This is a genomic window from Burkholderia cepacia ATCC 25416 (assembly GCF_001411495.1).
In the GTDB taxonomy this organism is placed as follows: Bacteria; Pseudomonadota; Gammaproteobacteria; order Burkholderiales; family Burkholderiaceae; genus Burkholderia; species Burkholderia cepacia.
This window is the reverse complement of sequence record NZ_CP012982.1, coordinates 1066100-1087738: the sequence shown is the minus strand read 5'-3', so window position 1 is coordinate 1087738 and position 21639 is coordinate 1066100. Positions and strand designations below refer to the sequence as shown.

The following is a 21639-nucleotide window of genomic DNA, read 5'->3' as shown; positions in this document are numbered from 1 at the left end:
GCGCGGCTGCAACGGCCGCGCCGGGCGCGCGGAGCGCCCGCGCGTGGCTGACGCCCCGGTGCTGCGGCGCGCGCTGCGCGGCGCCGGCCGCTGGCTGCATCGCTGGCAGAACTGGATCGCCGGCGCGCTGCTCGTATTCGGTGCGCTGGCCGCGTGCCGGCTGTGGCCGCATCCGCCGCTGCGCGACTGGAAGCCGTCGTCGGTCGCGGTGGTCGACGCACAGGGCCGCTTGTTGCGGCTCACGCTGGCGAAGGACGACCGCTACCGCCTGTGGGTGCCGCTCGACCGGATGTCGCCGCAGCTCGTCGAGGCCGTGATGCTGCACGAGGACCGCTGGTTCCGCTGGCATCCCGGCTTCAACCCGTACGGCCTCGCGCGCGGTGCGTGGATCACGTATGTGCGCGGCGGCAATCCGCAGGGCGGCTCGACGCTGACGATGCAGCTCGCGCGCTCGCTGTGGCGGCTGAACACGCGCACGCCGGCAGGCAAGCTCGAGCAGGTTGCGCGCGCGGTGCAGCTCGAACTCTTCTATTCGAAACGGCAGATCCTCGAAGCCTATCTGAACGATGCGCCCTACGGCCGCAACGTCGAAGGCGCGGGCACCGCGAGCGTCGTGTATTTCGACCGGATGCCCGATGCGCTGACGCTGCCCGAGGCGCTCGCGCTCGCGGTGATTCCGCAGGACCCGGCGCGGCGCGTGCGCGGCGGGCAGGACGAGATCAACCGTGCGCTGGCCGCGTCGCGCAACCGGCTGTATGCGCGCTGGCTGACGAAGCATCCGGGCGATGCGTCGCTCAAGCCGCTGTTCGCGTTGCCGCTGGCGATGCGGCCCTTGTCGGCCCTGCCTTTCGACGCGCCGCACGCGGTCGACCAGGCGCTCGCCGCACGCAGCGCGTGGCGCACGGCCTCGGGCGATGTGCCGGACGGCAGCGACGGCGGTGCGCGGCTCGTGACGACGCTCGATCTCGACCTGCAGCGCACGCTCGAACGGCAGATCGCGCGTTATGTCGCGCGCAACGACACGCGCGGCGTGCGCAATGCGGCGGCCATCCTCGTCGATACGCGCGACATGGGCGTGAAGGCGCTGGTCGGTTCCGCGAACTTCTTCGACCGCACGATCGACGGGCAGGTGAACGGCACGCTCGCGCGGCGCTCGCCGGGCTCGACGCTCAAGCCGTTCATCTATGCGCTCGGTTTCGACCAGGGCGTGCTGCATCCGCAAACGGTGCTGCGCGACGTGCCGACCGCGTTCGGCCCGTATGCGCCGGAGAATTTCGACGGGCATTTTCTCGGGCCGATCACCGCGACCGACGCGCTGAACCGCAGCCGCAACGTGCCGGCCGTGTGGGTCGCGTCGCAGCTCAAGTCGCCCGACCTGTACCGGTTCCTGCAGGAAGCCGGCGTGCGCCGGCTCGCGAGCGCGCAGCACTACGGGCTCGCGCTCGTGCTCGGCGGCGGCGAAGTGACGATGCAGGATCTCGCGGGCCTCTACGCGATGCTCGCGAATCGCGGCGAATTCCGGCCGCTGCGGCTGCGCGCGGACGAACCGGCGCTGCCCGGCCGGCGTTTGTTGAGCGCGGAGGCGAGCTACATGACGATGGACATGCTGCGCCAGCATCTGCGCCCCGACGAAACGAGCGGCGCGCAGCCGTCGAGCGTGCCCGTCTACTGGAAGACCGGCACGTCGTGGTCGTTCCGCGATGCGTGGACGGCCGGCGTGTTCGGCCCGTACGTGCTGGTCGTGTGGGTCGGCAATTTCGACAACTCGACCAATACGGCGTTCGTCGGCGTCGACGCGGCCGCACCGCTGTTCTTCCAGGTCGTCGACGCATTGAATGCCGAGCGCACGCTCGTCGAGCCGCCGCGCGCGGTGCCGCCGCGCCTGAAGCGCGTGCGGATCTGCCTCGCGAGCGGCGACCTGCCGAACGAGTGGTGCCCGCAGCAGGGCTGGACGTGGTTCATTCCGGGCACGTCGCCGATCCGCGTGAGCACCGTGCACCGGCCGGTCGTGATCGACGACGCGACGGGGAAGGCCGCGTGCCCGCCTTACGACGGCAAGCGCACGCATACGGAGATCTTCGAGTTCTGGCCGTCGGATCTGCAGCAGGTGTTCGTGCAGGCCGGCATTGCGCGCCGGCGGCCGCCGCAGAACGCGGAGTGCCGCGACGCGGGGCAGGTCGACGGCGATCCGCCGCGCATCACGTCGCCGCTGCGCGGCAGTACATATGCGATGCGCGTGAAGAGCACGGAGGAGACGCGCATCGCGTTCAACGCGACGGCCGATGCGAGCGCGCATGCGCTGTACTGGTTCGTCAACGATGCGTTCGTCGGGCGCAGCGTGCCGGGCGATGCGCTGTTCTGGCAGCCGCGGACGGCCGGCAGCTATACGGTGCGCGTGGTCGACGATCACGGCCGCGGCGACCAGCGGCCGCTGGCGGTGGGGCTCGAACAGTAATGGACGAGGGCCTGCCGGTGCAGGCCGGGACTCAGACGCTGTAGCCGATCCGCAGCACGCCCCATTGCCGTCCGCCGACGACGATGGGAGCGGAAACGTCCTTCATCAGCGCGAAGTTGCCGTTGCCCATGTCGCGCCGATAGGTCTGCAGCAGGAACGGCTTGGTATGCGACACGGAGGTGCGCGCCGTGCGGTCCGTGTAGATCCGGCGATTCCGGCAGTTCGCGGCGTTCCACGCGGCGTCCGCGCGCTGCGGCAGCGAGAATTTCCGGTTGTGGGTCGGCAGGTAGCACTGCCGGTCGAAGCTCGCGCAATAGACGATGCGCGCGTCGATCCCGAGCACCGGCTCCTGGATGGCCGGCAGCACGCGGTCGGTGAAGTCGGTGAAGCGCGTCATGAACTGCTGCGGATCGGTGCCGGGAATCGGCACGTAGTGCGCGTCGAAGAGCGCGTCGAGTGCGATCTCGCCGCGTCCGACCGCTTCCTCGAAGAGCTTGCTGATCGCGGCGGCCGTGTGCCGCGCGGTGTCGATCAGGCGCGTGTCGGGCGATTCGATGCCGGTCGCGGCCGTGAGTTCGATGAGCGTCTCGGAGACGGAGAGCAGGTTGCCGAGCCGGTCCTTGGCCTGCGAGAAGTTGTCGCTCGAATCCTCGACGCCGGATGCCATCTCGCCGACCTGTTCGTCGAGCCGGTGGCATTGCGTCTCGATTTCGTCCGTCAGCGACGCGATCTGCTCGGCCTCGCCGGCGAGCTCGGTGATCGCGTGCCCGGTCGCGTGCACGACCTCGCCGATCGTACGCGTGCCCTCGCGCACGCGATGCGCGCGGGCGGCGTTGTCGGTGCCTTCCGCGATCAGGTGTTCGGTCTGCTCGGCGAGGCGCGCGAGGGTCGTCTCGATCTGGGCCGTCGCCTGTCCGGTCTTCGCGGACAGGTTCTTGACCTCGGCCGCGACGACGGCGAAGCTGCGGCCCGAATCGCCGGCGCGTGCGGCCTCGATCGCGGCGTTCAGCGCGAGCAGGTGAGTCTGTCGCGCGATCACGGAGATCTCCTCGGACACGGCCCGTACATGATCGAGCGCGTCGCGCAGCGCACCCATCTGGTTGCCGATCGACGTGACGCCTTCGACGAGGCCGTGGATGTCGGCGAGCGACGCCTCGATCGTCTGTTGCGACTGGCGAACCGCGTCCGACGCATTCGCGCTCACGGCGCGCACCTGCTGCGCCGCTTCGGCAATCCGGTGGTTGCCGCGCAACGTGACGGCGGCCGATTCGCGCAGCGTGTGGCAGACCTCCGCCTGTCTGGCGACGCGGGCCGCGACTTCCTCGACGTGACCCGACACGTCGCAGATCTCGATGCCGAGCTTGCCGGCCTGCTCGGCGATGTCGCCGACGAGCGCGCGCGACGAACGGTGGCCGCGGCCGATTCCGAAGAAGTTCACGTTGCGGGGTCTCCTTGAAGGGACGCGTGCCTGGTCATCGGCGGATGCTGGGCGTGCGCTCCTGTCTTGACGGCAGCGAGGGCACGGACTTGAGGTCGGGTAAACATCGAGACCGGGATCGGGATGGCGGATCGTCCGGCCGGTGCCGCGCGTTGCCCGCCGTTCACGGCTTTTGCTGCCTTTTGCGGCGTTTGCGGTGGCCGTGTTCCGGCGCCGGGCCGGACGGGCGCACGCGGGCTGCCCGTCCGGCCGGACGCGTCGCGCCGCGTCAGAACACGTGGTGGATGCCGGCGTTGACGCCGACCGTCGTGCCCGGCAACCCGAACAGCGCGCCGCCCGTGATGCCGAGGCCCGTATTCATCGCGCCATGGTTGTTGACGACACCGACCTGCGCATACAGGCCCGTTCGCTTTGACAGGCTGTAGTCGGCGCCGATCGCGGCGAGCAGCGAATGATTGTGCGAGTCGTTGCGATCGATCGTGTACCACGCGCCGGTGTTCAGGTCGAGGGCCGGCGTGACGCGATAGTCGAGGCCGGCGCTGTACACGTTGTTGCTGAACGACCCGGCAACCTTGTAGCTCGTGAACGACGCCTTGCCGGTCACGGGCCCGAACGTGTAGGCGGTGCCGATCGTGCGGCCGACGAACGCGACCGTGCTCGATACCGGCGTCGGCGACGTGCCGCCGTTGCCGTCGTAGAGCGCCGCGTTGAGCATGAAGCCGCCATTCGTATACGTGAGACTGCCGGAATACTGGCGTCCCGCCTGGAAGTCCCCGGCTTTTCCGCCGAAGCCGAACATCGCGCTGCCCGTGAGCCCGGCGATCGTCGGGCTCGTGTACGAAATCGCGTTCGGGTTGAAGAGGCCGGTGACGAGCACGTTGTCGACGTACGGGATCAGCGCGGCGCCGAAGTGCGAAACGTTGCGCGGGTCCGATCCGAGCACCGCGAGCACGAACGGCGAGAACTGCAGGCCGATCTTCGTTTCGCCGAACCCGCCGTCGATCCCGACCCACGCCTGGCGGCCGAAGAAGTTGCCGTTCGAATGGCCGAACGCCCCGTCGGTGATGTTGAAGCCGCTCTCGAGCTTGAATTTCGCGTGCAGTCCGCCGCCGAGATCCTCGGTACCCGTCAAGCCGAAGTTGGTCGGCGTCATGCCGGTATCGGTCAGCGCGAACTGGCGGCCCGCATTGCCGCCGGTCGCCGAGTCGAGCGACCGGCTCGTGTAAAGCAACGCGGCGTCGAGGTCGCCGTACAGCGTGACGCTGCTCTGCGCGAAAACACTCGTGCTCGCCGCCGCGCCGAGCAGCGCCGCGCAAATCGTCCGTGTCGTGATCTTCATCGTCTGTCTCCGTTTTGTTGAATGTTGTAATACGTATAGCTAATTAATATTTCGGCGGCGGAATCGACGCGTGCCGCCTGCAGGCCGTGCCGTCGGGGAACGCACGGCGGTGCTTCGCGAGGGCCGGAATGCGACCGCATCCCGGCACCGAGACGAAGCGAAACGCTCCGCCCGGGCGGGCGGTGTTACAGCGAACGGTTCAACTGCTCGAGGATGGCCGGGTTCTCGAGCGTGGACGTGTCCTGCGTGATCGCTTCTCCCTTGGCGAGCGAACGCAGCAGGCGCCGCATGATCTTGCCCGAGCGCGTTTTCGGCAGGTTGTCGCCGAAGCGGATGTCCTTCGGCTTCGCGATCGGCCCGATCTGCTTGCCGACCCAGTCGCGCAGCGTCTTCGCGAGCGCCGCGGCCTCCTCGCCTTCCGGACGCGCACGCTTGAGCACCACGAACGCGACCACCGCCTCGCCCGTCGTGTCGTCAGGACGGCCGACCACGGCCGCCTCGGCCACCAGCTCGTGCGAGACCAGCGCCGATTCGATCTCCATCGTGCCGAGCCGGTGGCCCGACACGTTCAGCACGTCGTCGATCCGGCCCATGATCGTGAAGTAGCCGGTGTCCTTGTCGCGCACGGTGCCGTCGCCGGCGAGGTACAGCGTGCCGCCGAGTTCTTCCGGGTAGTAGCTCTTCTTGAAGCGTTCCGGGTCGCCCCAGATCGTGCGGATCATCGCCGGCCACGGGCGCTTGACGACGAGAATGCCGCCTTGCCCGTTCGGCACGTCCTGGCCGGTTTCGTCGACCACCGCGGCCATGATGCCCGGCAGCGGCAGCGTGCACGAACCGGGCACGGTCGGCGTCGCGCCCGGCAGCGGCGTGATCATGTGGCCGCCCGTCTCGGTCTGCCACCACGTATCGACGATCGGGCAGCGCTCCTGGCCGACGTGCTTGTGATACCACATCCACGCTTCCGGATTGATCGGCTCGCCGACCGTGCCGATGATGCGCAGGCTCGACAGGTCGTAGCTCTTCGGATGCACCTTGTCGTCGGCCTCGGCGGCCTTGATCAGCGAACGGATCGCCGTCGGCGCGGTGTAGAACACGCTGACCTTGTGGTCGCCGATCATCTTCCAGAAGCGGCCGGCGTCCGGCCAGGTCGGCACGCCCTCGAACACGACCTGCGTGCCGCCGCAGGCGAGCGGGCCGTACGTGATGTACGTGTGGCCGGTGACCCAGCCGATGTCGGCCGTGCACCAGAACACGTCGGTGGGCTTCCAGTCGAAGGTCCACTTCATCGTCTGCGCGGCCCACAGCAGGTAGCCGCCGGTGCTGTGCTGCACGCCCTTCGGCTTGCCGGTCGAGCCCGACGTATACAGGATGAACAGCGGATGCTCGGCGCTCACCCATTCCGGCTCGCAGGTGTCGGATTCGGCGGCCGTCAGTTCGTGCATCCACAGGTCGCGGTCGGCATGCCAGTCGATCTTGCCGCCGGTGCGGCGATAGACGATCACGCTCTTCACCGCTTCGCAGCCGCCCAGCGCGAGCGCCTCGTCGGCGATGCTCTTGAGCGGCAGCGTCTTGCCGCCGCGTGCCTGCTCGTCGGCCGTGATCAGCGCCGTCGCGCCGACGTCGACGAGCCGCTCGTTCAGCGACTTCGCGGAGAAGCCGCCGAACACGACCGAGTGGGTCGCGCCGATGCGCGCGCAGGCCTGCATCGCGACGATGCCTTCGATCGACATCGGGATATAGATGACGACGCGGTCGCCCTTGCCGATGCCGCGCTTCTTCAGCGCATTCGCGAAACGCGACACGCGGGCGAGGAGATCCGCATAGGTGACGCGCGTGACGGTGCCGTCGTCGGCTTCGAAGATCACCGCGACGCGCTCGCCGTTGCCGGCTTCGACGTGACGGTCGAGGCAGTTGTACGACGCGTTGAGCTCGCCGTCGTCGAACCACTTGTAGAACGGCGCGTTGGACTCGTCGAGCACTTTGGTGAACGGCTTGTGCCACGCGAGGCCCTCGCGCGCGAGGCGCGCCCAGAAGCCTTCGTAATCGCGCTCGGCCTCGGCGACGAGCGCCCGATAGGCCGGCATGCCGGAAATGGTCGCCGCCTGCTCGAGCGCCGCGGGCGGCGCAAACTGGCGGGTTTCGTGAAGAACCGATTCAATCGTGGACAAGCGTGTCTCCATGCGTTCTTGGGATGCAGGGCTGCTGTTCGGGAAAACGCAACATGCGTGCCAGCATCAACGATCGATGCGCGCATTCGGCGGAAGTCGCGGCGCACCGCGCGCGTTTCGGGCGATCCGGTCGAACGGGCGACGGGGTGGATACCGTCAAGCCGAAGCCGGCCGTTCATAAATGCAGCACATCGTGTTGCAGTCCTCAACAGGTGGCGCGTGCCGGGGAAGGTGGTCGGCCGCTCGATCCGGAGCGCGGTGGGGCGACCTGACGGCGTCAGGCGATCAGCGACCGAAGCGCCGGTGCGTGCCCGAACTGTCTGATCCGTTCGAGCGCCGACACTTCGATCTGGCGAACGCGTTCGGCGGACAGGTTCAGTTGCCGGCCGATCTCGCGCAGCGAATACTCGCTTTCGACGTCGATGCCGTACCTCAAGCGGAGAATCCACGCTTCACGTGCCGGCAGGCGGTCGATCAGCGCCGCAACCGCCGCGCGAAGCTGGCGGGCGCTCGCGGATTCTTCCGGGGTCGGCGCGGCGTGGTCGATCGCGACGTCGCACAACGTGAGGTCGTGATCGGGAGAAACGGGCAGGTCCGCGGAGATGGGCTCGCGCACGATATCCATCAGATCCCGCACCTTGTCGACCGGGATCCGCATCTGCGTCGAGAGCGTCGGGGCGCCGGCAACCTCGCCGGTTCGTTGCGCATGCGTTCGCGCGAGGCGGGCCAGCTTGTTGATCGCGTCGACCGTATGCGCGGGCACGCGGATCGTGCGGCCCTGATCGGCGATCGCATGCGTGATGGCCTGCCGGACCCACCAGGTCGCATACGTCGCGAATTTGAAGCCGCGCCGGTGATCGTAGCGATCGACGGCCTTCATCAGGCCGAGATTGCCCTCCTGGATCAGGTCGAGAAACTGCAGGCCGCGATCGGGATAGCGCTTGGCGATCGACACGACGAGCCGCAGATTGCTCTGGAACAGCTTCGTTCTCGCGGGCTGCATCGCGCGCTCGATACGCGACAGTCGCGCGTCGATCGCGATCGCGATGTCGAGCGGCAGGCTCGACTCGCCGGCGAGGCCGGCGAGCGCGGCGCGTGCTTCGATCAGCGCCGGCGCGCGGCGGGTGAGGGCGGCAGCACAGCCGGCATGCGCGGCGATGCAGTCGGTCATCCATGCGCGCACGTCGTCGCACGGCATGAAGAGGTCGCGGCGCGGCGAATCGGTACGGATGCCCGATTCGGCCAGGATGTCGACGATGCGCTGCTCGAACTTGCGTGCTTGCGTCGCACGGTCGCGAATCGCGCGGCCGATGCGTTCGATCGCACGCGCGGTGAAGCGGATCCTGCCGGTCGACGCGGCGGCCTCGCGAAGCAGCGCCCGGTAACCGGCCGACGCGAAACCGCCGGTACGCAATGCGTGCTGCATCCCGGCGGCCAGCGCGCCGGCGCGGTCGAGCGATGCGACGACGCTGTCGCGCCATGCCGGGCTGTCCGGCGCGCGGTCCGTGTCGTCCTCCCCCTCCGGTGATTCCATGGTCGAATCACGCGCCGTTGCGTTGCCGGGCGATTCCCCGGGTAAAGCCGCGGGCGCTTCGTCAAGCGATTCGGCGTCGCCGACGAACCCCGTCACGTAGACCGATGCCGCCACCTTGCCGGCGCGGATGTCGCCGGCGATCGACGCGATGGCGTCGAGCGCAGCCGGGTCGCGGCTCAATGCGTCGATGCACGCCGCGCGGCCGCTTTCCAGATGAAGCGCGAGCGCGATCTCTTCTTCGCGGTCGAGCAGCGGTGTCGCGCTCATTTCGCGCAGATAGATGCGGACGGGATCGCTCGTGCGGGCCGCGAGCAGATCGGCGGTCGCGAGCGGGGCCGGCGCGTCGGCGAGCGGCGACGTCGTGTCCGTCGCTCGCGCGAAATGACGATCGAGCGTCCATGCGCTTCGCGAGTCGACGTGCTCGCGTACCTCGATTCCCCATTCGCCGAGCATCGACGCGGCGGCGTCGAAATCCGCGCCGTCCGCGGCATCGTCGGGCAGCGCGTCGACGATTTCGCCGCGCGTCACGTAGCCGCGACCGATGCCCAGCGCGACCAGCGCATTCAAACGGTCCGTGCGCTCCGCATTCGCGCCGCCGCGCGGCACGCCGTCGTGTTCGCGCCCGCGCCCGGGATCAAGCAAGCTTTGCATAGACGTTGCACCAGCCTTCGGCGGCAACCGCCTTGCCCCCGAACATCGGGCACGTGCCGGAGGATTCGCCGGCGACGGCCTTGTAGAAGCGGCAGTTCGAGCACGTCTGGCCGGCCTGGTACTTCGGGAACTTGCCTGCATCGACGGTCGTCGCCTTCGCGCGGTAGCCGAGCGCCTTCGCGGCCGCGTCGTTTTCGTCGACGAGCGGCGCTGCCGCGAATGCGCCGGTTCCGGCTGCGAGTGCGGCACACAGGCCGGCGGTCTGAACGATGAAGGTTCTGCGAGTGCGGGAGATCATGTCGTTTTCCTGAATAAAAAACCGGCCCCGCGCGCCGGGATGGCTTCCCGGCGCGGCGGTCGATCGAAGCGAAGGGAGAAAAAAGCGCTATTTGCGCGGGCCGGCGACGAGCGGCGCCTTTGACGAGGTGGCGACATCGGCGGTCAGCTTGCTCTTCGATGCGTCATAACCGTTCGAATAGAGCAGGAACGCCATCAGGTCCTCGTATTCCTGTGCCGTCATCTTGCCGGGGCGATCGGCCGGCATGTTGTTCGACATGTACTGGAAGATGCCGCCGACCGTGATGTGCGACTTGCCCTCGGGCGCGAAGGATTCCCCGCTCAGCGCGGGGGCGGTATTGCCTTCGAGCTGGTCGCCGTGGCATTTCGCGCAGGCGTCGCCATAGAGCTTCTTGCCGTGCTGTGCCTGCGCATTGTCGAACGACGGCACGCCGCTTTCGTCACTCGCCGAGACCTTGATAAAGCCGCCCGTCGCGGACGCTCCGCCGGCGAGCAGCACGCCGGTGCGCGGATGCCCGGCCGACGCGACCGCGCCGTCGAGGAAGCGGCCGCGCGACGGCGTATTGGCCGCTTGAGCGATGTTTTCCGGCAGGTTCCAGCCGCGTGTGAGCGCGGCGATCCGGCCGTTGGCATTCAGCCGCGACAACGCCGCGTCGATGCGCTGCCGCAGCGCGTCCCGATCGGGGCCGAACGCGAACGCGAGCTGCCAGTCCGAGTACGGCGACGCCGTGGCCGCGATCCGGAACGGCTGGCCGGGATGCGCACGCCGGTACGCCACGACGCTCGGATACCAGACGATCGCGCGCTGTGCGCGACCGGTCGCGAGCGCGTCGATGGTCTGCTCGGACGTGTTCTCGAGATCGAAGCGCGCGTTCGTCGCCTGTGCCGCGATCAGTTGCGACGGGCTGGAGTACGTGGCCGCGATCGTTTCCTTGCCGGTGGACGATGCATGCGCGTCGCGCAGCGTCACGCTGACGTAGCTGGAGCGCAGATACCCCTGCGAGAAACTCATCCGGGCATTCGATGCATCGGCGATCGCCGAGCGCGGGAAGCCGGCGATCATGTCGCAGTCGCGTTCGAGCGATTGCTTCAGTTCGGCGGCGGAGATGCCGTCGTCGCCGCCGTCGTCGTCCACGCCGCGCCGGTTGAACGAGGCGGCGATGCCGGCGGTTCGCAGCACTTCACGTGCGACCGACATGTCGAGGGCGGCGGTCGGGCTGCCCGGCAGCGTGCAGACGCGCACGCCGCCGGCCGCGGCGGACATCGGGGTCAGCGCCACGCCCGCGGCGAGCAGACTGGCGAGGGTCAGGGGAGCGAGTCGAGTTTTCATGGTCGTGCATTCCGGTTGAAACAGTGGGGGCGTCGCGCCCGGATCGGGCGCATGCCGGGCGCGACGCGCGTTCAGTCGAGCGCGAATACGTAGAGCGTGCCGCCGCGCGGAACGTCTTTCGCGACGTCGGCCATCGGGCCGCCCCAGATCGGGTTCGCGCCGCCGTATCCGGCGAGCACCGCGACATATTCCTTGCCGTCGACCTCGAACACCGACGGCTGCGCGATGATGCCGCTCGCGAGCTGCGGGCTCTCCCACAGCACCTTGCCGGTCGCCGTGTCGAAGGCATACAGGTGGCCGTCGAGCGAGCCGCTGAACGCAAGACCGCTCGCGGTGGTCGCGACGCCGCCGTTCCACGGTTTCTTCGACCAGTGGCCCCACAGTTTCTTGCCGGTGTTCACGTCGATGGCCTGCAGTTCGCCATAACCCTGGCTGCCCGGTTCAGGCTTGATCTCGAAGCCTTCCCCGAGGTACGGCAGGCCTTCCATGTAGCTGACCGACTTGCCGGACAGGCTCATGCACGCGTGAAGGGAAGGTACGACCGCGATGTGGCGCGCGGGGTCGTACGACACCGACCACCAGTTCTTGCCGCCGAGGAAGCTCGGGCACGTGTCGATCGTCGTGCCGGCCTTCGGGAACTTCGACGGGTCCGCGATGGGCTTGCCGTCGGCCGTGTAGCCGGTGACCGACGTTGCCGTGACGAACGGCTCCGCGTAGATCAGCTTGCCGGTCGTGCGATCGATCGCATGGAAGAAGCCGTTGCGGTCGGCGTGAATGATCGCGTCGTAGTCCTTGCCTTTGTACTTGATATCCGCGAGGATCGGCGTGTTGACGCCGTCGTAGTCCCACGTGTCGTTGCTCGTGTACTGGTAGTGCCACTTCAGGTTGCCGTTCTTCGGATCGAGCGCGAGCAGCGAGTCGGAATACAGGTTGTCGCCGGGACGCAGCGCCGCGAGCCACGGGCCGGGGTTGCCGACGCCCCAGTACAGCGTGCGGCTTGCCGCGTCGTACGTGCCCGTCAGCCAGGCGGCGCCGCCGCCGTGCGCCTGCATCCCGTCGGGCCAGGTGTCCGCGCCTTTTTCGCCGGGGCTCGGGATCGTGTAGCGCTTCCAGACCAGCGAGCCGTCTTCGGGGTTCAGCGCGGCGATGTACCCGCGAATCCCGTATTCGCCGCCGGAGGTGCCGACGATGATCGAGCCGTCCAGCGCGAGCGGCGCGAGCGAGAACGCATAACCGAGGCCCGGCTCGAACATCTGCTTCTTCCAGACGAGATTGCCCGTCTGCGCGTCGAGCGCCACGACCTCGCCGCTCAGCATCGCGACGTAGACGTTCTTGCCGTACAGCGCGACGCCACGGTTGACGACGTCGCAGCATGCGGTCTTGAACGATGCCGCGCCAAGCTTCGGTTCGTATTTCCACAGCTGCTTGCCGCTCTTCGCGTCGAATGCGTAGACGTTGTCCTTCGGCGTGGTCACGAACAGGTAGTTGCCGTTGATGATCGGCGTGGCTTCGAAGCCCTGCTTCAGCTCGGCGGGGAACTTGTAGGCCCATACCTGCTTGAGTTCCTTCGCGTTCGACGCGTCGATCTGCTTGAGCGGCGAATGCGACTGGCCGTCGTAGGTGCGGTAGTAGGTCAGCCAGCCCGGATCGGTGTGCGCATCGGTCAGCCGCTGGTAGGTCACGGCCGGGTAGTCCGCGGCCGCTTCGACGAGGCCGGGGTTCAGCGCGACGGCCGCTGCCGCCGCGATGCCGATCGTCGCCAGCCGGCTCGCTGAAGCCGAGAGTTTCTTCATGGTTGTCTCCTGAGTCATTGTGGTCGCACCGCCGCGAACGGTTCGTCGCGCCGGCACGGTGGGGATTCCGGGCCGAGTGCGCAGCCGTTCACGCAAGTCGCATGCCATCGCGGCGCGAAGCCGGTGTGACGCGGCACACGGGCGCGTCGTGCGTCGTGCGGCGTCGGACGCGTCGCGCGCACGTGTCAACGAAGGTGTTGCATTCAGGTACACCCCCGTGCGCGCAGTGTTGCCAAACATGACAGGTGGCGCGGCATCCGTGACAGGTGGAGCGCCGCCCGCGCCGGTGTCACGCACGCCGTGCGCGGCGACGCGCGCGGGCATCGTGCCGACGCGGCTGGCACGGTTCTCGCACGCTGCTTCGCGACAACAGCACGCCGCGCGGTGCGGGGCACACCACGGCGAAATACAAGCATGGAGACGAATGAAATGATCAGGAGGCCAAAGGCAGCCGGAAAGGGCGGCGCGATGCGACGCGCGCGTCGCGCGCGGCACGGTGGCGTGATGCGTGGCGCGCTTCTCGGGCCGGCCCTCGGCGCCATCGCGCTGTTCGGCCTGTCGACGGGCGGCGCGCGTGCGCAGCAGCCTGCGGACGGCACGGCCGCGACGGGCGGCGCCATGCCGCCGGCCGCCGTCGCGGTCGCGCCGCAAGTGCCGCAAGTGCCGCAAGCGCCGGCCGTCACATTGCCGACGGTGGTGGTCGTCGGCACGACGCCGCTGCTCGGGATCGGTACGCCGCTGCAGAAGGTGCCGGCAAACGTGCAGACGGTACGCGCGGCGGAACTCGATGCGCAGCACCGCGCGACGCTTGCCGACTTCTTCGCCGCGAACCTGCAGAGCGTGACGATCTCGGAGGCGCAGGGCAATCCGTACCAGACGGACGTCAACTATCGCGGCTTCACCGCATCGCCGCTGCTCGGTACGCCGCAGGGGCTGTCGGTGTTCGTCGACGGCGTGCGCGTGAACGAGCCGTTCGGCGACGTCGTGAACTGGGACATCCTGCCGACGCAGGCAATCGACCGGATGCAATTGATACCGGGCTCCAACCCGGTGTACGGACGCAATACGCTCGGCGGCGCACTGGCGATCACGACGAAGAACGGCAAGTCGAACCCGGGCGGAGAAGCCGAGGTGTCGGGCGGCTCGTGGGGCCGCAAGACGGCCGCCATCGAGCAGGGCGGCACGATCGGCTCGAACCTCGACTACTACGCGACGGCGAACGTCGCGAACGACGGCGGCTGGGCCGACCACAATGCGAGCCGCGTGCGGCAGGCGTTCGGCAAGCTGCGCTACACGGATTCGGACACGACGCTGTCGATTTCCGCCGGCGGCGCCGACAACGCGCTGTACGGCACCCAGACGATCCCGCGCTCGTTCCTCGACAACCGGAAGCAGGCGTACACCTATCCTGACCTGAACCGCAACAGTGCCGGCTACCTGACGCTGTCGGGCGATCGCTTCTTCGGCGAGCACGTCGAGCTGAGCGGCAATGCGTATTATCGGCACCTGCGCAACACCAACATCAGCAGCAACAACAATACCGATTACGGATCGGTCGGCGACGACGGCACGGTCGACGCGGTGCAGGGCACCAACGCGCAGTCGACGATCGTGACCGACAGCTACGGCGGCAGCCTGCAGCTCACGCTGCTCGGCAAGCTCGGCGGGATGGCGAACCAGCTGATCGCGGGCGTGGCGGCGGATGTCGCGAACTCGAGCTACGTCGCGTCGTCGCAGGACGCGTATTTCACCGACACGCGCGCGGCGATCGGCGTCGGCGATTTCGAGCCGCAGACCCGCGCGAAGACGCGCAATGCGAACCTCGGCGTGTACCTGAGCGATGCACTGTCGCTGACGCCGCACTGGACGCTGACGGTGTCGGGCCGCTACGACTGGTCGAAGGCGCAGATCGGCGACGAGAGCGGCGTGCAGCCGCTGCTCGACGGCAACCATACGTTCTCCCGGTTCAACCCGGCGCTCGGGCTCAACTGGAACCCGGTCGCGGGCTTCACCGCCTATGCGACGTACAACGAAGGGATGCGCTCGCCGACCGCGATCGAACTCGCATGCGCGGACCCGGCCGCGCCGTGCTCGCTGCCGAACGACTTCATCGCGGACCCGGCGCTCAAGCCGGTGATCTCGAAGACGTTCGAAGCCGGCATGCGCGGCCGCATCGGCGCCGCGACGACCTGGAGTGCCGCCGCCTACCGCACGACGCTGACCGACGACATCCAGTTCATCAGCAGCCCGGCAAGCGCGCAGGGGTATTTCCGCAACGTCGGCGATACGCGGCGGCAAGGCATCGAACTCGCGGGCCGCACGCGGTTCGGCCCGCTCGGTGTCGGGCTTTCGTACAGCTACGTCGATGCGACCTACCGGTCGTCGTGGACCGAGCATAGCCCGGCGAATTCGGCGGCCGACGCGAACGGCAACGTGGCCGTCAAGCCGGGGGACCATATCCCGGGCATTCCCGCGCACACGGTGAAGCTCCGGCTCGACTACGCGGCGACGCCCAGGTGGGATATCGGCGCGAACGTCACGTGGCGCAGCGGCGTGTATGCGCGCGGCGACGAGAACAACCAGGACGTGAACGGCAGGATTTCAGGCTACGTGCTCGTCGATCTCGACATGCGTTACAGGATCACGAAGCGCTTCGAAGTCTTCGCGAGCGTGACGAACCTGTTCGACAAGCGCTATGCGAGCTTCGGCGTGCTGGGCCAGAACTTCTTCAACGGGCCGAATCACACGTTCGACGGTGCGAATCCGGTCAACGAGCAGTTCGTCGGGCCGGGCGCGCCGCGCGGTGCGTGGGTCGGCGTGCGCTACGCGTGGGATTGAGCTTTGCCCGGCTGCGTGCATTGCTGCATCGCAGCCCGAGCGGCGCTCAAGATGTGCGCGACGGGCCCGGTCGGGCGAGCGGTGCCGCCGCGAACATCGCGGCCACGGCGCGCGCGATGCTGCGCGCCAATGCCGGGTCGCTTGCGAGGTGCCCGGCGCTCACGTGTTCGATCGCGGCCGCGGGCACGGCACGCGCGAGGCGGGCGACGTTGGCGGCCGGACAGACGGGATCGTGCATTCCGTGCGCGGCGAACAGCGGCACGCCAGCCTGCGCCGCCCGGCGCGCGAGCGCGAGCACGCGGCGCTCGCCGAGCCAGCAGTCGTGTCGCAGGTAGTGCGCCTGGATCCGGTACTTGTCGATCAGCCGGGCGACGGTCTTGTGCGAGCGGATCGCATCCGCAGGCGAGCGGCGCGGGTTCGGCGATGCGAGGATGGCGTTCTCGTACGCGTGCCACGCAAGCGCCACCGCTCGCTGCCGGGCCGCGCCCGCGCCGGGTTGCAGCCGCCGCGCGCAGCACGACAGCAGGCGATCCGGCTGGCTGCAGCCGGCCGCCGCGTACAGGCGTTGCCATTCGCGGGGCGCGCGCGTTCGCGACGTCGTGAACAACCGGCGGACTTCGCGTCGCGACGTCAGGAACAGCCCGCGCAGCACGACGCCGGTGACCTGTGCGGGATGTGTGCCCGCGTATGCAAGCGCGAGCGCCGCGCCCCACGAGCCGCCGACGACGCCCCAGCGCGCGATGCCGAGCTGCGCGCGCACCGCTTCGAGATCGTCGATCAACCGCGCGGTGTCGTTGTGGCGTGTGCCGCCGCGTGGCGCCGACGCGCCCGCGCCGCGCTGGTCGACGAGCACGACGCGCATCCGCGTCAGGTCGAACAGCCGCAGGATGCCGGCCTGGCTGCCGCTGCCCGGCCCGCCGTGCAGCACCACGACCGGATGGCCGTGCGCCGCGCCGGCGACGGAGAACGCGATCGATTGCGCGTCGCGGTGCAAGCGTCCGCGAACGGGCGCGGCGGGCGTGGATGGTGACGCCGGCGACGCGGGTCGGGATCGGGATAGGGTGCGAATCTGGGCAGGCATCGTGTCGAATCGGTTCGGGGAATCGGGGCAATCGTCACGCGGCCGCACGGGTGCCCGGGCGACCACTGTATTTGATCCAAGACAAAGCCAGAAACGCGCCAGCCGCAAAGATCGGGATTCGCACGGGTAGTCACGCGTCGGGCAGACGCGGTATCACGAAGACCGGCCCGTCCGGTGACCCGACCTGCCCGGCGGAGCCGGATCGTGTCTTGCAATCTGCTTTCGATTGGGGCCGTGCGCTTCGCGTGGCCCGATGCTTGCTTGCAATGACGGCAAAGAGTCCGGCAACTGACCGGAAGATCCCCGGAGGAGACAATGCGCGATGACGTAGAGCAGGCGGCCGGATCGCGGGCCGCGCATTCCGCCGGCTGGCCCGCGCCGTCGATCCAGAAAGCCCATGAGCGGTCCGAGACGTTCGGCCTGCAGGTCTCGGCACGCCCCGACTACGACGTGCTGTCGAGCGCGGCGCTGGTGCTCAAGCGCGAGCAGAGCCGCGTGCTGTGCGCGCATGCGATGCCGGTGATGGAGACGCTGCACGAGCAGATCGTCAACACGCAGAGCATGATCGTGCTGACCGATGCGCAGGGGTTGATCCTGCATTCGATCGGCGACGACGATTTCCTGCGCCGCGCGGAGAAGGTCGCGCTGCGCCCGGGCGCGAACTGGGCGGAGGACCGGCAGGGCACCAACGCGATCGGTACGGCGCTCGCCGAGCTGTGCCCGATGGTCGTTCACGGCGACCAGCACTTCCTCGCTGCGAACCGCTTCCTTACCTGTTCGAGCGTGCCGATCCTCGATCCGTACGGCGACGCGATCGGTGTACTCGACGTGACCGGCGACCACCGCAGCTACCACCAGCACACGATGGCGCTCGCGAAGATGTCGGTGCAGATGATCGAGAATCACCTGTTTACGACGACCTTTCAGGAGACGTTGCAGGTGTCGTTCCATGGCCGCCCCGAGTTCCTCGGCACGCTGATGGAGGGGATCGTCGCCTTCACCGCCGACGGCCGTTTCCTGTCGGCCAATCGCAGTGCGCAGTTCCAGCTCGGCATGCCGCTCGCCGCGCTGCGCGCGCATACGCTGTCGTCGCTGTTCGACGTCACGAGCGCACAGTTGATCGACCGCATGCGCGCGAGCACCGACCGGCACCTGATGCTGAACCTCGGCACCGGTGCGGTGGTCTGCGCGCGCGTGCATTTCCGGCGCGCGACGCTCGCCGAAGGCAGCCGGCCGACGGACGTTCACGACGCGGGTGCGCCGGCCGCGCGCGCGAACGCGGTGCCCGCGCCGGCAGCCGGCACGTCGGCCGGCCTGTCGCGGCTCAACTACCTCGACACCGGCGATCCGCAGGTTGGATGCGTGATCGCGAAGGTGCGCAAGGTGATCGGCAAGGACATCCCGATCCTGATCACCGGCGAGACCGGTACCGGCAAGGAGCTGCTCGCGCAGGCGATCCACAACGACTCGCCGCGGCGCGATGCGCCGTTCGTCGCGGTCAACTGCGCGTCGATTCCGGAGACGCTGATCGAGTCCGAGCTGTTCGGCTACGAAGAGGGCGCATTCACCGGCGCGCGCCGCAAGGGCTCGATCGGCAAGCTGCTGCAGGCGAACGGCGGCACGCTGTTTCTCGACGAGATCGGCGACATGCCGTATCCGCTGCAGGTGCGGCTGCTTCGCGTGCTGCAGGAGCGCCTCGTCAACCCGCTCGGATCGACGAAGACGATCGCCGTGGACATCGCGATCATCTGCGCGACGCACCGCGATTTGCGCGACATGATTGCGCAGAACCGCTTTCGCGAGGATCTGTACTACCGGCTGAACGGCCTCGTGGTGCGCCTGCCGCCGCTGCGCGACCGCACGGATCTCGCGGTGGTCGTGCAGAAGATGCTGCAACGGGAAGCCTATGCGGGCCCGGGCCGGCCGCCGCTGTCCGTCGCGCCGGACGTGATGGCGCTGTTCGTGCGCTGCGCGTGGCCCGGCAACTTCCGCCAGCTCGGCAACCTGCTGCGCACGGCGGCGGCGATGGTCGACGACGACGGCGAGATCCGGCGCGAGCACCTGCCGGACGATTTCTTCGACGACCTGCGCCGCGACGATACCCGGGCCGAGCCGGCCGCGCACGATCCGTCCGCCGCGGCATGGCCCGCGGACGCGCTCCCGGCAGGCGACGCGCGGTTGCAGGATGTCGCCGCGTCCGCGATTGCCGCTGCGCTCGCGCGCCACGGCGGCAACGTGTCCGCGGCGGCGCGCGCGCTCGGCGTGTCGCGCAACACGATCTACCGGAAGATGCCGGCCGCCGACCCGCAGCGCCAGCCGTCCGACGAAAGCTGACGCGCGCCACGGGTTCGCGGCCGCGCGGCCTGTCACAGCCGGTGTGTCAAGTTGCAACACCGGTGTTCAACGATTCAACACCTGTCACCGCCCATGCGCATCGTGCGGCCGTGGCGTCGAACCGCATTCGCGCCAATCGCGTAGGCAAATCGTAAGGATTGCGTCCCGATGCTCGGGCGAGCGCCGCGCATCGCTGTCGGGCCGTCGAAGTGCGGCCTCGGCACGCTCCTTGCTGAATAGGAACCGACCGCTCGATTGCCGCGGTTGTACGACTCACCGACTCACCGACGCAACTCATCAACTCAATCAGGAGACACATCATGCAGTGGACCACCCCGTCTTACACCGACCTGCGTTTCGGCTTCGAAATCACGATGTACATCGCCAACCGCTGATCGCCGAGCGTGCCGCCCGCTTTGCCGTGATCGGCGCGGGCGGCGTCGGGAGCTGACGCCCATGAAGATCAAGATACTCGGCTCGGGAGCCGGCGGCGGCCTGCCGCAATGGAACTGCAATTGCGCGAACTGTCGCCGCGCGCGCAGCGGAAGCGGCCACGTGCTGCCTCGCACACAGTCGTCGATCGCGGTCAGCGACGACGGCATCGACTGGATCCTCGTCAACGCGTCGCCCGACATCCTTTCCCAGTTGCGCGCGGATCCGGAGTTGCAGCCGGCACGCGCGATTCGCGACAGCGGCATCGCCGCCGTCGTGCTGTGCGACGCGCAGATCGATCACGTGACGGGCCTGCTGATGCTGCGCGAGCGCTCGACGCCGCTGCCGCTCTACGCGAGCGCGCCGGTGCTCGACGACCTGTCGACCGGCTTGCCGCTCGTGCCGCTGCTCGGCCATTACTGCGGCGTCGCCGCGCATACGATCGTGCTCGGCGAGCCGTTCACGGTGCCGGCGGCGAGCGGGGTCCGCTTTACCGCGATTCCCGTCGACAGCAAGGCGCCGCCTTATTCGCCGCGGCGTGCGTCGGCCGCACCCGGCGACAACATCGCGCTGTCGATCGAAGATGTCGCGAGCGGCCGGCGCGCGTTCTATGCGCCGGGGCTCGCGGCCGTCACCGACGACGTGCGCGCGGCGATGGACGGCGCCGATCTCGTGCTGGTGGACGGCACGTTCTGGAGCGGCACCGAGATGATCGACCTCGGCCTGTCGCGCAAGCACGCGGCCGACATGGGGCATCTCGCGCAATGCGCGGAGCACGGGCGGCCCGGCATGATCGACTGGCTCGACACGCTGCCCGCGCGCACGCGCAAGGTGCTCACGCACATCAACAACACGAATCCGATTCTCGATCCGCATTCCGTCGAGCACGCGCACCTGCGCGCGCATGGCATCGACGTCGCGCACGACGGCATGCAATTCCAGGTCTGACCATGAACGCACCGATTCCCGCTACGGCATTGCATCCGACGCCCTGGAGCGCGACCGAATTCGAGGCGCGCTTGCACGCGCTCGAATCGCGCTATCACATCCATCACCCGTTCAACCGCCGGCTCAACAGCGGTGCCTGTTCGCCCACGCAGATCCGCGGCTGGGTCGCGAACCGCTTCTACTACCAGATCAACATCCCGCTCAAGGATGCGGCGATCCTGTCGAACTGCCCCGACCGCGACACGCGGCGCCGCTGGATCCAGCGGCTGATCGACCACGACGGGCAGGGCGACAACGAAGGCGGCATCGAGGCATGGGTGCGGCTCGGCGAGGCGTGCGGTCTCTCGCGTGCCGAACTGTGGTCGCTCGAGCACGTGCTGCCCGGCGTGCGTTTCGCGGTGGACGCATATGTGAATTTCGCGCGGCGCGCGCCATGGCAGGAAGCCGTGTGCTCGTCGCTGACCGAGATGTTCGCGCCGCAGATCCATCTCGACCGGCTCGCGGGCTGGCCGTCGCATTACCCGTGGATCGAGCCGGACGGGTTGCATTACTTCCGCAGCCGCGTGCCGCTTGCGCAGCGCGACGTCGAGCACGGGCTTGCGGTGACGCTGCAGCACTTCACGACGCCGGATGCGCAGCAGCGTGCGCTCGGCATCCTGCAATTCAAGCTCGACATCCTGTGGTCGATGCTCGACGCCGTCGAAAAGGCCTACCCGCAATGAACGCGATCGAAGCTGCCAGCGGCGTGCCGCTGCGCCCCTGCCTCAGGGGCATGTACCGCCTGCAATGGGAGGCGGCCCAGGATGCATACGTGCTCCTCTATCCGGAAGGAATGGTCAAACTGAACCCGAGTGCCGGCGAGATCCTCGCGCGTTGCGACGGCACGCGCGAGCTGGACGACATCATCGGCGAACTCGAGCGCCTGTTCAGCCAGTCGGACCTCGCGACCGACGTGTACCGTTTCCTCGATCATGCGCGACTGCGCGGCTGGCTCGACTGAC

Annotated in this window: 15 protein-coding genes; 7 read left to right on the top strand and 8 right to left on the bottom strand. The window is 68.5% G+C overall.

Annotated elements, in window-relative coordinates; translation table 11 throughout:
• Window positions 1–43: 43 nt before the first annotated feature.
• Window positions 44–2455, top strand: coding sequence for a penicillin-binding protein 1C (pbpC, locus tag APZ15_RS22260; protein ID WP_027790647.1), 2412 nt, complete (start codon window positions 44–46; stop codon window positions 2453–2455).
• A 31-nt stretch (window positions 2456–2486) separates the two neighbouring features.
• Here pbpC and APZ15_RS22255 read toward each other — a convergent pair whose 3' ends face one another.
• The 7 genes from APZ15_RS22255 to APZ15_RS22225 all read right to left on the bottom strand — a co-directional run bounded on the left by APZ15_RS22255 (window position 2487) and on the right by APZ15_RS22225 (window position 13005).
• Entirely contained in the window at window positions 2487–3893 is a 1407-nt protein-coding gene (locus APZ15_RS22255) for a methyl-accepting chemotaxis protein (protein ID WP_027790648.1), read from the bottom strand.
• Between the two features lie 268 nt (window positions 3894–4161).
• Window positions 4162–5232, bottom strand: coding sequence for a porin (locus APZ15_RS22250; protein WP_027790649.1), 1071 nt, complete (start codon window positions 5230–5232; stop codon window positions 4162–4164).
• Window positions 5233–5417: 185 nt separating this feature from the next.
• Window positions 5418–7400 (bottom strand): acetate--CoA ligase, encoded by a 1983-nt coding sequence (gene acs / locus APZ15_RS22245; protein WP_027790650.1) that lies wholly within the window; start codon window positions 7398–7400, stop codon window positions 5418–5420.
• A gap of 277 nt (window positions 7401–7677) precedes the next feature.
• The gene (locus tag APZ15_RS22240; protein ID WP_027790651.1) at window positions 7678–9585 is read right to left on the bottom strand and encodes a sigma-70 family RNA polymerase sigma factor; all 1908 of its coding nucleotides are present in this window, start codon (window positions 9583–9585) and stop codon (window positions 7678–7680) included.
• Window positions 9569–9883 carry a high-potential iron-sulfur protein gene (locus tag APZ15_RS22235; RefSeq protein WP_057056475.1) on the bottom strand — a complete coding sequence of 105 codons (315 nt, stop codon included), beginning with the start codon at window positions 9881–9883 and terminating at the stop codon, window positions 9569–9571. The genes APZ15_RS22240 and APZ15_RS22235 overlap by 17 nt, the downstream gene beginning before the upstream one ends.
• An 87-nt stretch (window positions 9884–9970) precedes the next feature.
• Window positions 9971–11212, bottom strand: coding sequence for a c-type cytochrome (locus tag APZ15_RS22230; protein ID WP_027790653.1), 1242 nt, complete (start codon window positions 11210–11212; stop codon window positions 9971–9973).
• A gap of 71 nt (window positions 11213–11283) precedes the next feature.
• On the bottom strand, window positions 11284–13005 hold the full coding sequence (locus tag APZ15_RS22225; RefSeq protein ID WP_027790654.1) for a methanol/ethanol family PQQ-dependent dehydrogenase: 1722 nt from the start codon (window positions 13003–13005) through the stop codon (window positions 11284–11286).
• Window positions 13006–13434: 429 nt separating this feature from the next.
• Between APZ15_RS22225 and APZ15_RS22220 the strand changes: the two genes are divergently transcribed.
• Window positions 13435–15843 carry a TonB-dependent receptor gene (locus APZ15_RS22220; RefSeq protein WP_027790655.1) on the top strand — a complete coding sequence of 803 codons (2409 nt, stop codon included), beginning with the start codon at window positions 13435–13437 and terminating at the stop codon, window positions 15841–15843.
• Between the two features lie 46 nt (window positions 15844–15889).
• On the opposite strand, the gene APZ15_RS22215 is transcribed toward APZ15_RS22220, so the two are convergent.
• Complete coding sequence (locus APZ15_RS22215; protein WP_034196016.1) at window positions 15890–16924, bottom strand: alpha/beta fold hydrolase; 1035 nt, start codon at window positions 16922–16924, stop codon at window positions 15890–15892.
• A gap of 315 nt (window positions 16925–17239) precedes the next feature.
• Between APZ15_RS22215 and APZ15_RS22210 the strand changes: the two genes are divergently transcribed.
• From APZ15_RS22210 to pqqD, 5 genes are all read left to right on the top strand, one after another.
• A complete protein-coding gene (locus APZ15_RS22210) occupies window positions 17240–19258 on the top strand; it encodes a sigma-54-dependent Fis family transcriptional regulator (protein ID WP_027790657.1) in 2019 nt (672 codons plus the stop codon).
• Window positions 19259–19578: 320 nt separating this feature from the next.
• Complete coding sequence (gene pqqA, locus APZ15_RS39650) at window positions 19579–19653, top strand: pyrroloquinoline quinone precursor peptide PqqA (RefSeq protein WP_006485436.1); 75 nt, start codon at window positions 19579–19581, stop codon at window positions 19651–19653.
• Window positions 19654–19714: 61 nt separating this feature from the next.
• The gene (gene pqqB / locus APZ15_RS22205; protein ID WP_027790658.1) at window positions 19715–20638 is read left to right on the top strand and encodes a pyrroloquinoline quinone biosynthesis protein PqqB; all 924 of its coding nucleotides are present in this window, start codon (window positions 19715–19717) and stop codon (window positions 20636–20638) included.
• 2 nt (window positions 20639–20640) lie between these two features.
• Complete coding sequence (gene pqqC / locus APZ15_RS22200; RefSeq protein WP_027790659.1) at window positions 20641–21360, top strand: pyrroloquinoline-quinone synthase PqqC; 720 nt, start codon at window positions 20641–20643, stop codon at window positions 21358–21360.
• Window positions 21357–21638 carry a pyrroloquinoline quinone biosynthesis peptide chaperone PqqD gene (gene pqqD, locus APZ15_RS22195; RefSeq protein ID WP_021160296.1) on the top strand — a complete coding sequence of 94 codons (282 nt, stop codon included), beginning with the start codon at window positions 21357–21359 and terminating at the stop codon, window positions 21636–21638. Before pqqC ends, pqqD begins: the two co-directional genes overlap by 4 nt.
• Window position 21639 lies beyond the last annotated feature (1 nt).

Excerpts from the sequence above, each read along its gene's own strand:
- APZ15_RS22230 (WP_027790653.1), bottom strand. The coding sequence starts at position 11,212 with ATGAAAACTCGACTCGCTCCCCTGACCCTCGCCAGTCTGCTCGCCGCG.
- APZ15_RS22240 (WP_027790651.1), bottom strand. The coding sequence starts at position 9,585 with ATGCAAAGCTTGCTTGATCCCGGGCGCGGGCGCGAACACGACGGCGTG.
- APZ15_RS22250 (WP_027790649.1), bottom strand. The coding sequence starts at position 5,232 with ATGAAGATCACGACACGGACGATTTGCGCGGCGCTGCTCGGCGCGGCG.
- pqqB (WP_027790658.1), top strand. The coding sequence starts at position 19,715 with ATGAAGATCAAGATACTCGGCTCGGGAGCCGGCGGCGGCCTGCCGCAA.
- APZ15_RS22225 (WP_027790654.1), bottom strand. The coding sequence starts at position 13,005 with ATGAAGAAACTCTCGGCTTCAGCGAGCCGGCTGGCGACGATCGGCATC.
- APZ15_RS22235 (WP_057056475.1), bottom strand. The coding sequence starts at position 9,883 with ATGATCTCCCGCACTCGCAGAACCTTCATCGTTCAGACCGCCGGCCTG.
- APZ15_RS22220 (WP_027790655.1), top strand. The coding sequence starts at position 13,435 with ATGATCAGGAGGCCAAAGGCAGCCGGAAAGGGCGGCGCGATGCGACGC.
- pqqD (WP_021160296.1), top strand. The coding sequence starts at position 21,357 with ATGAACGCGATCGAAGCTGCCAGCGGCGTGCCGCTGCGCCCCTGCCTC.
- pqqC (WP_027790659.1), top strand. The coding sequence starts at position 20,641 with ATGAACGCACCGATTCCCGCTACGGCATTGCATCCGACGCCCTGGAGC.
- APZ15_RS22210 (WP_027790657.1), top strand. The coding sequence starts at position 17,240 with ATGCGCGATGACGTAGAGCAGGCGGCCGGATCGCGGGCCGCGCATTCC.
- APZ15_RS22215 (WP_034196016.1), bottom strand. The coding sequence starts at position 16,924 with ATGCCTGCCCAGATTCGCACCCTATCCCGATCCCGACCCGCGTCGCCG.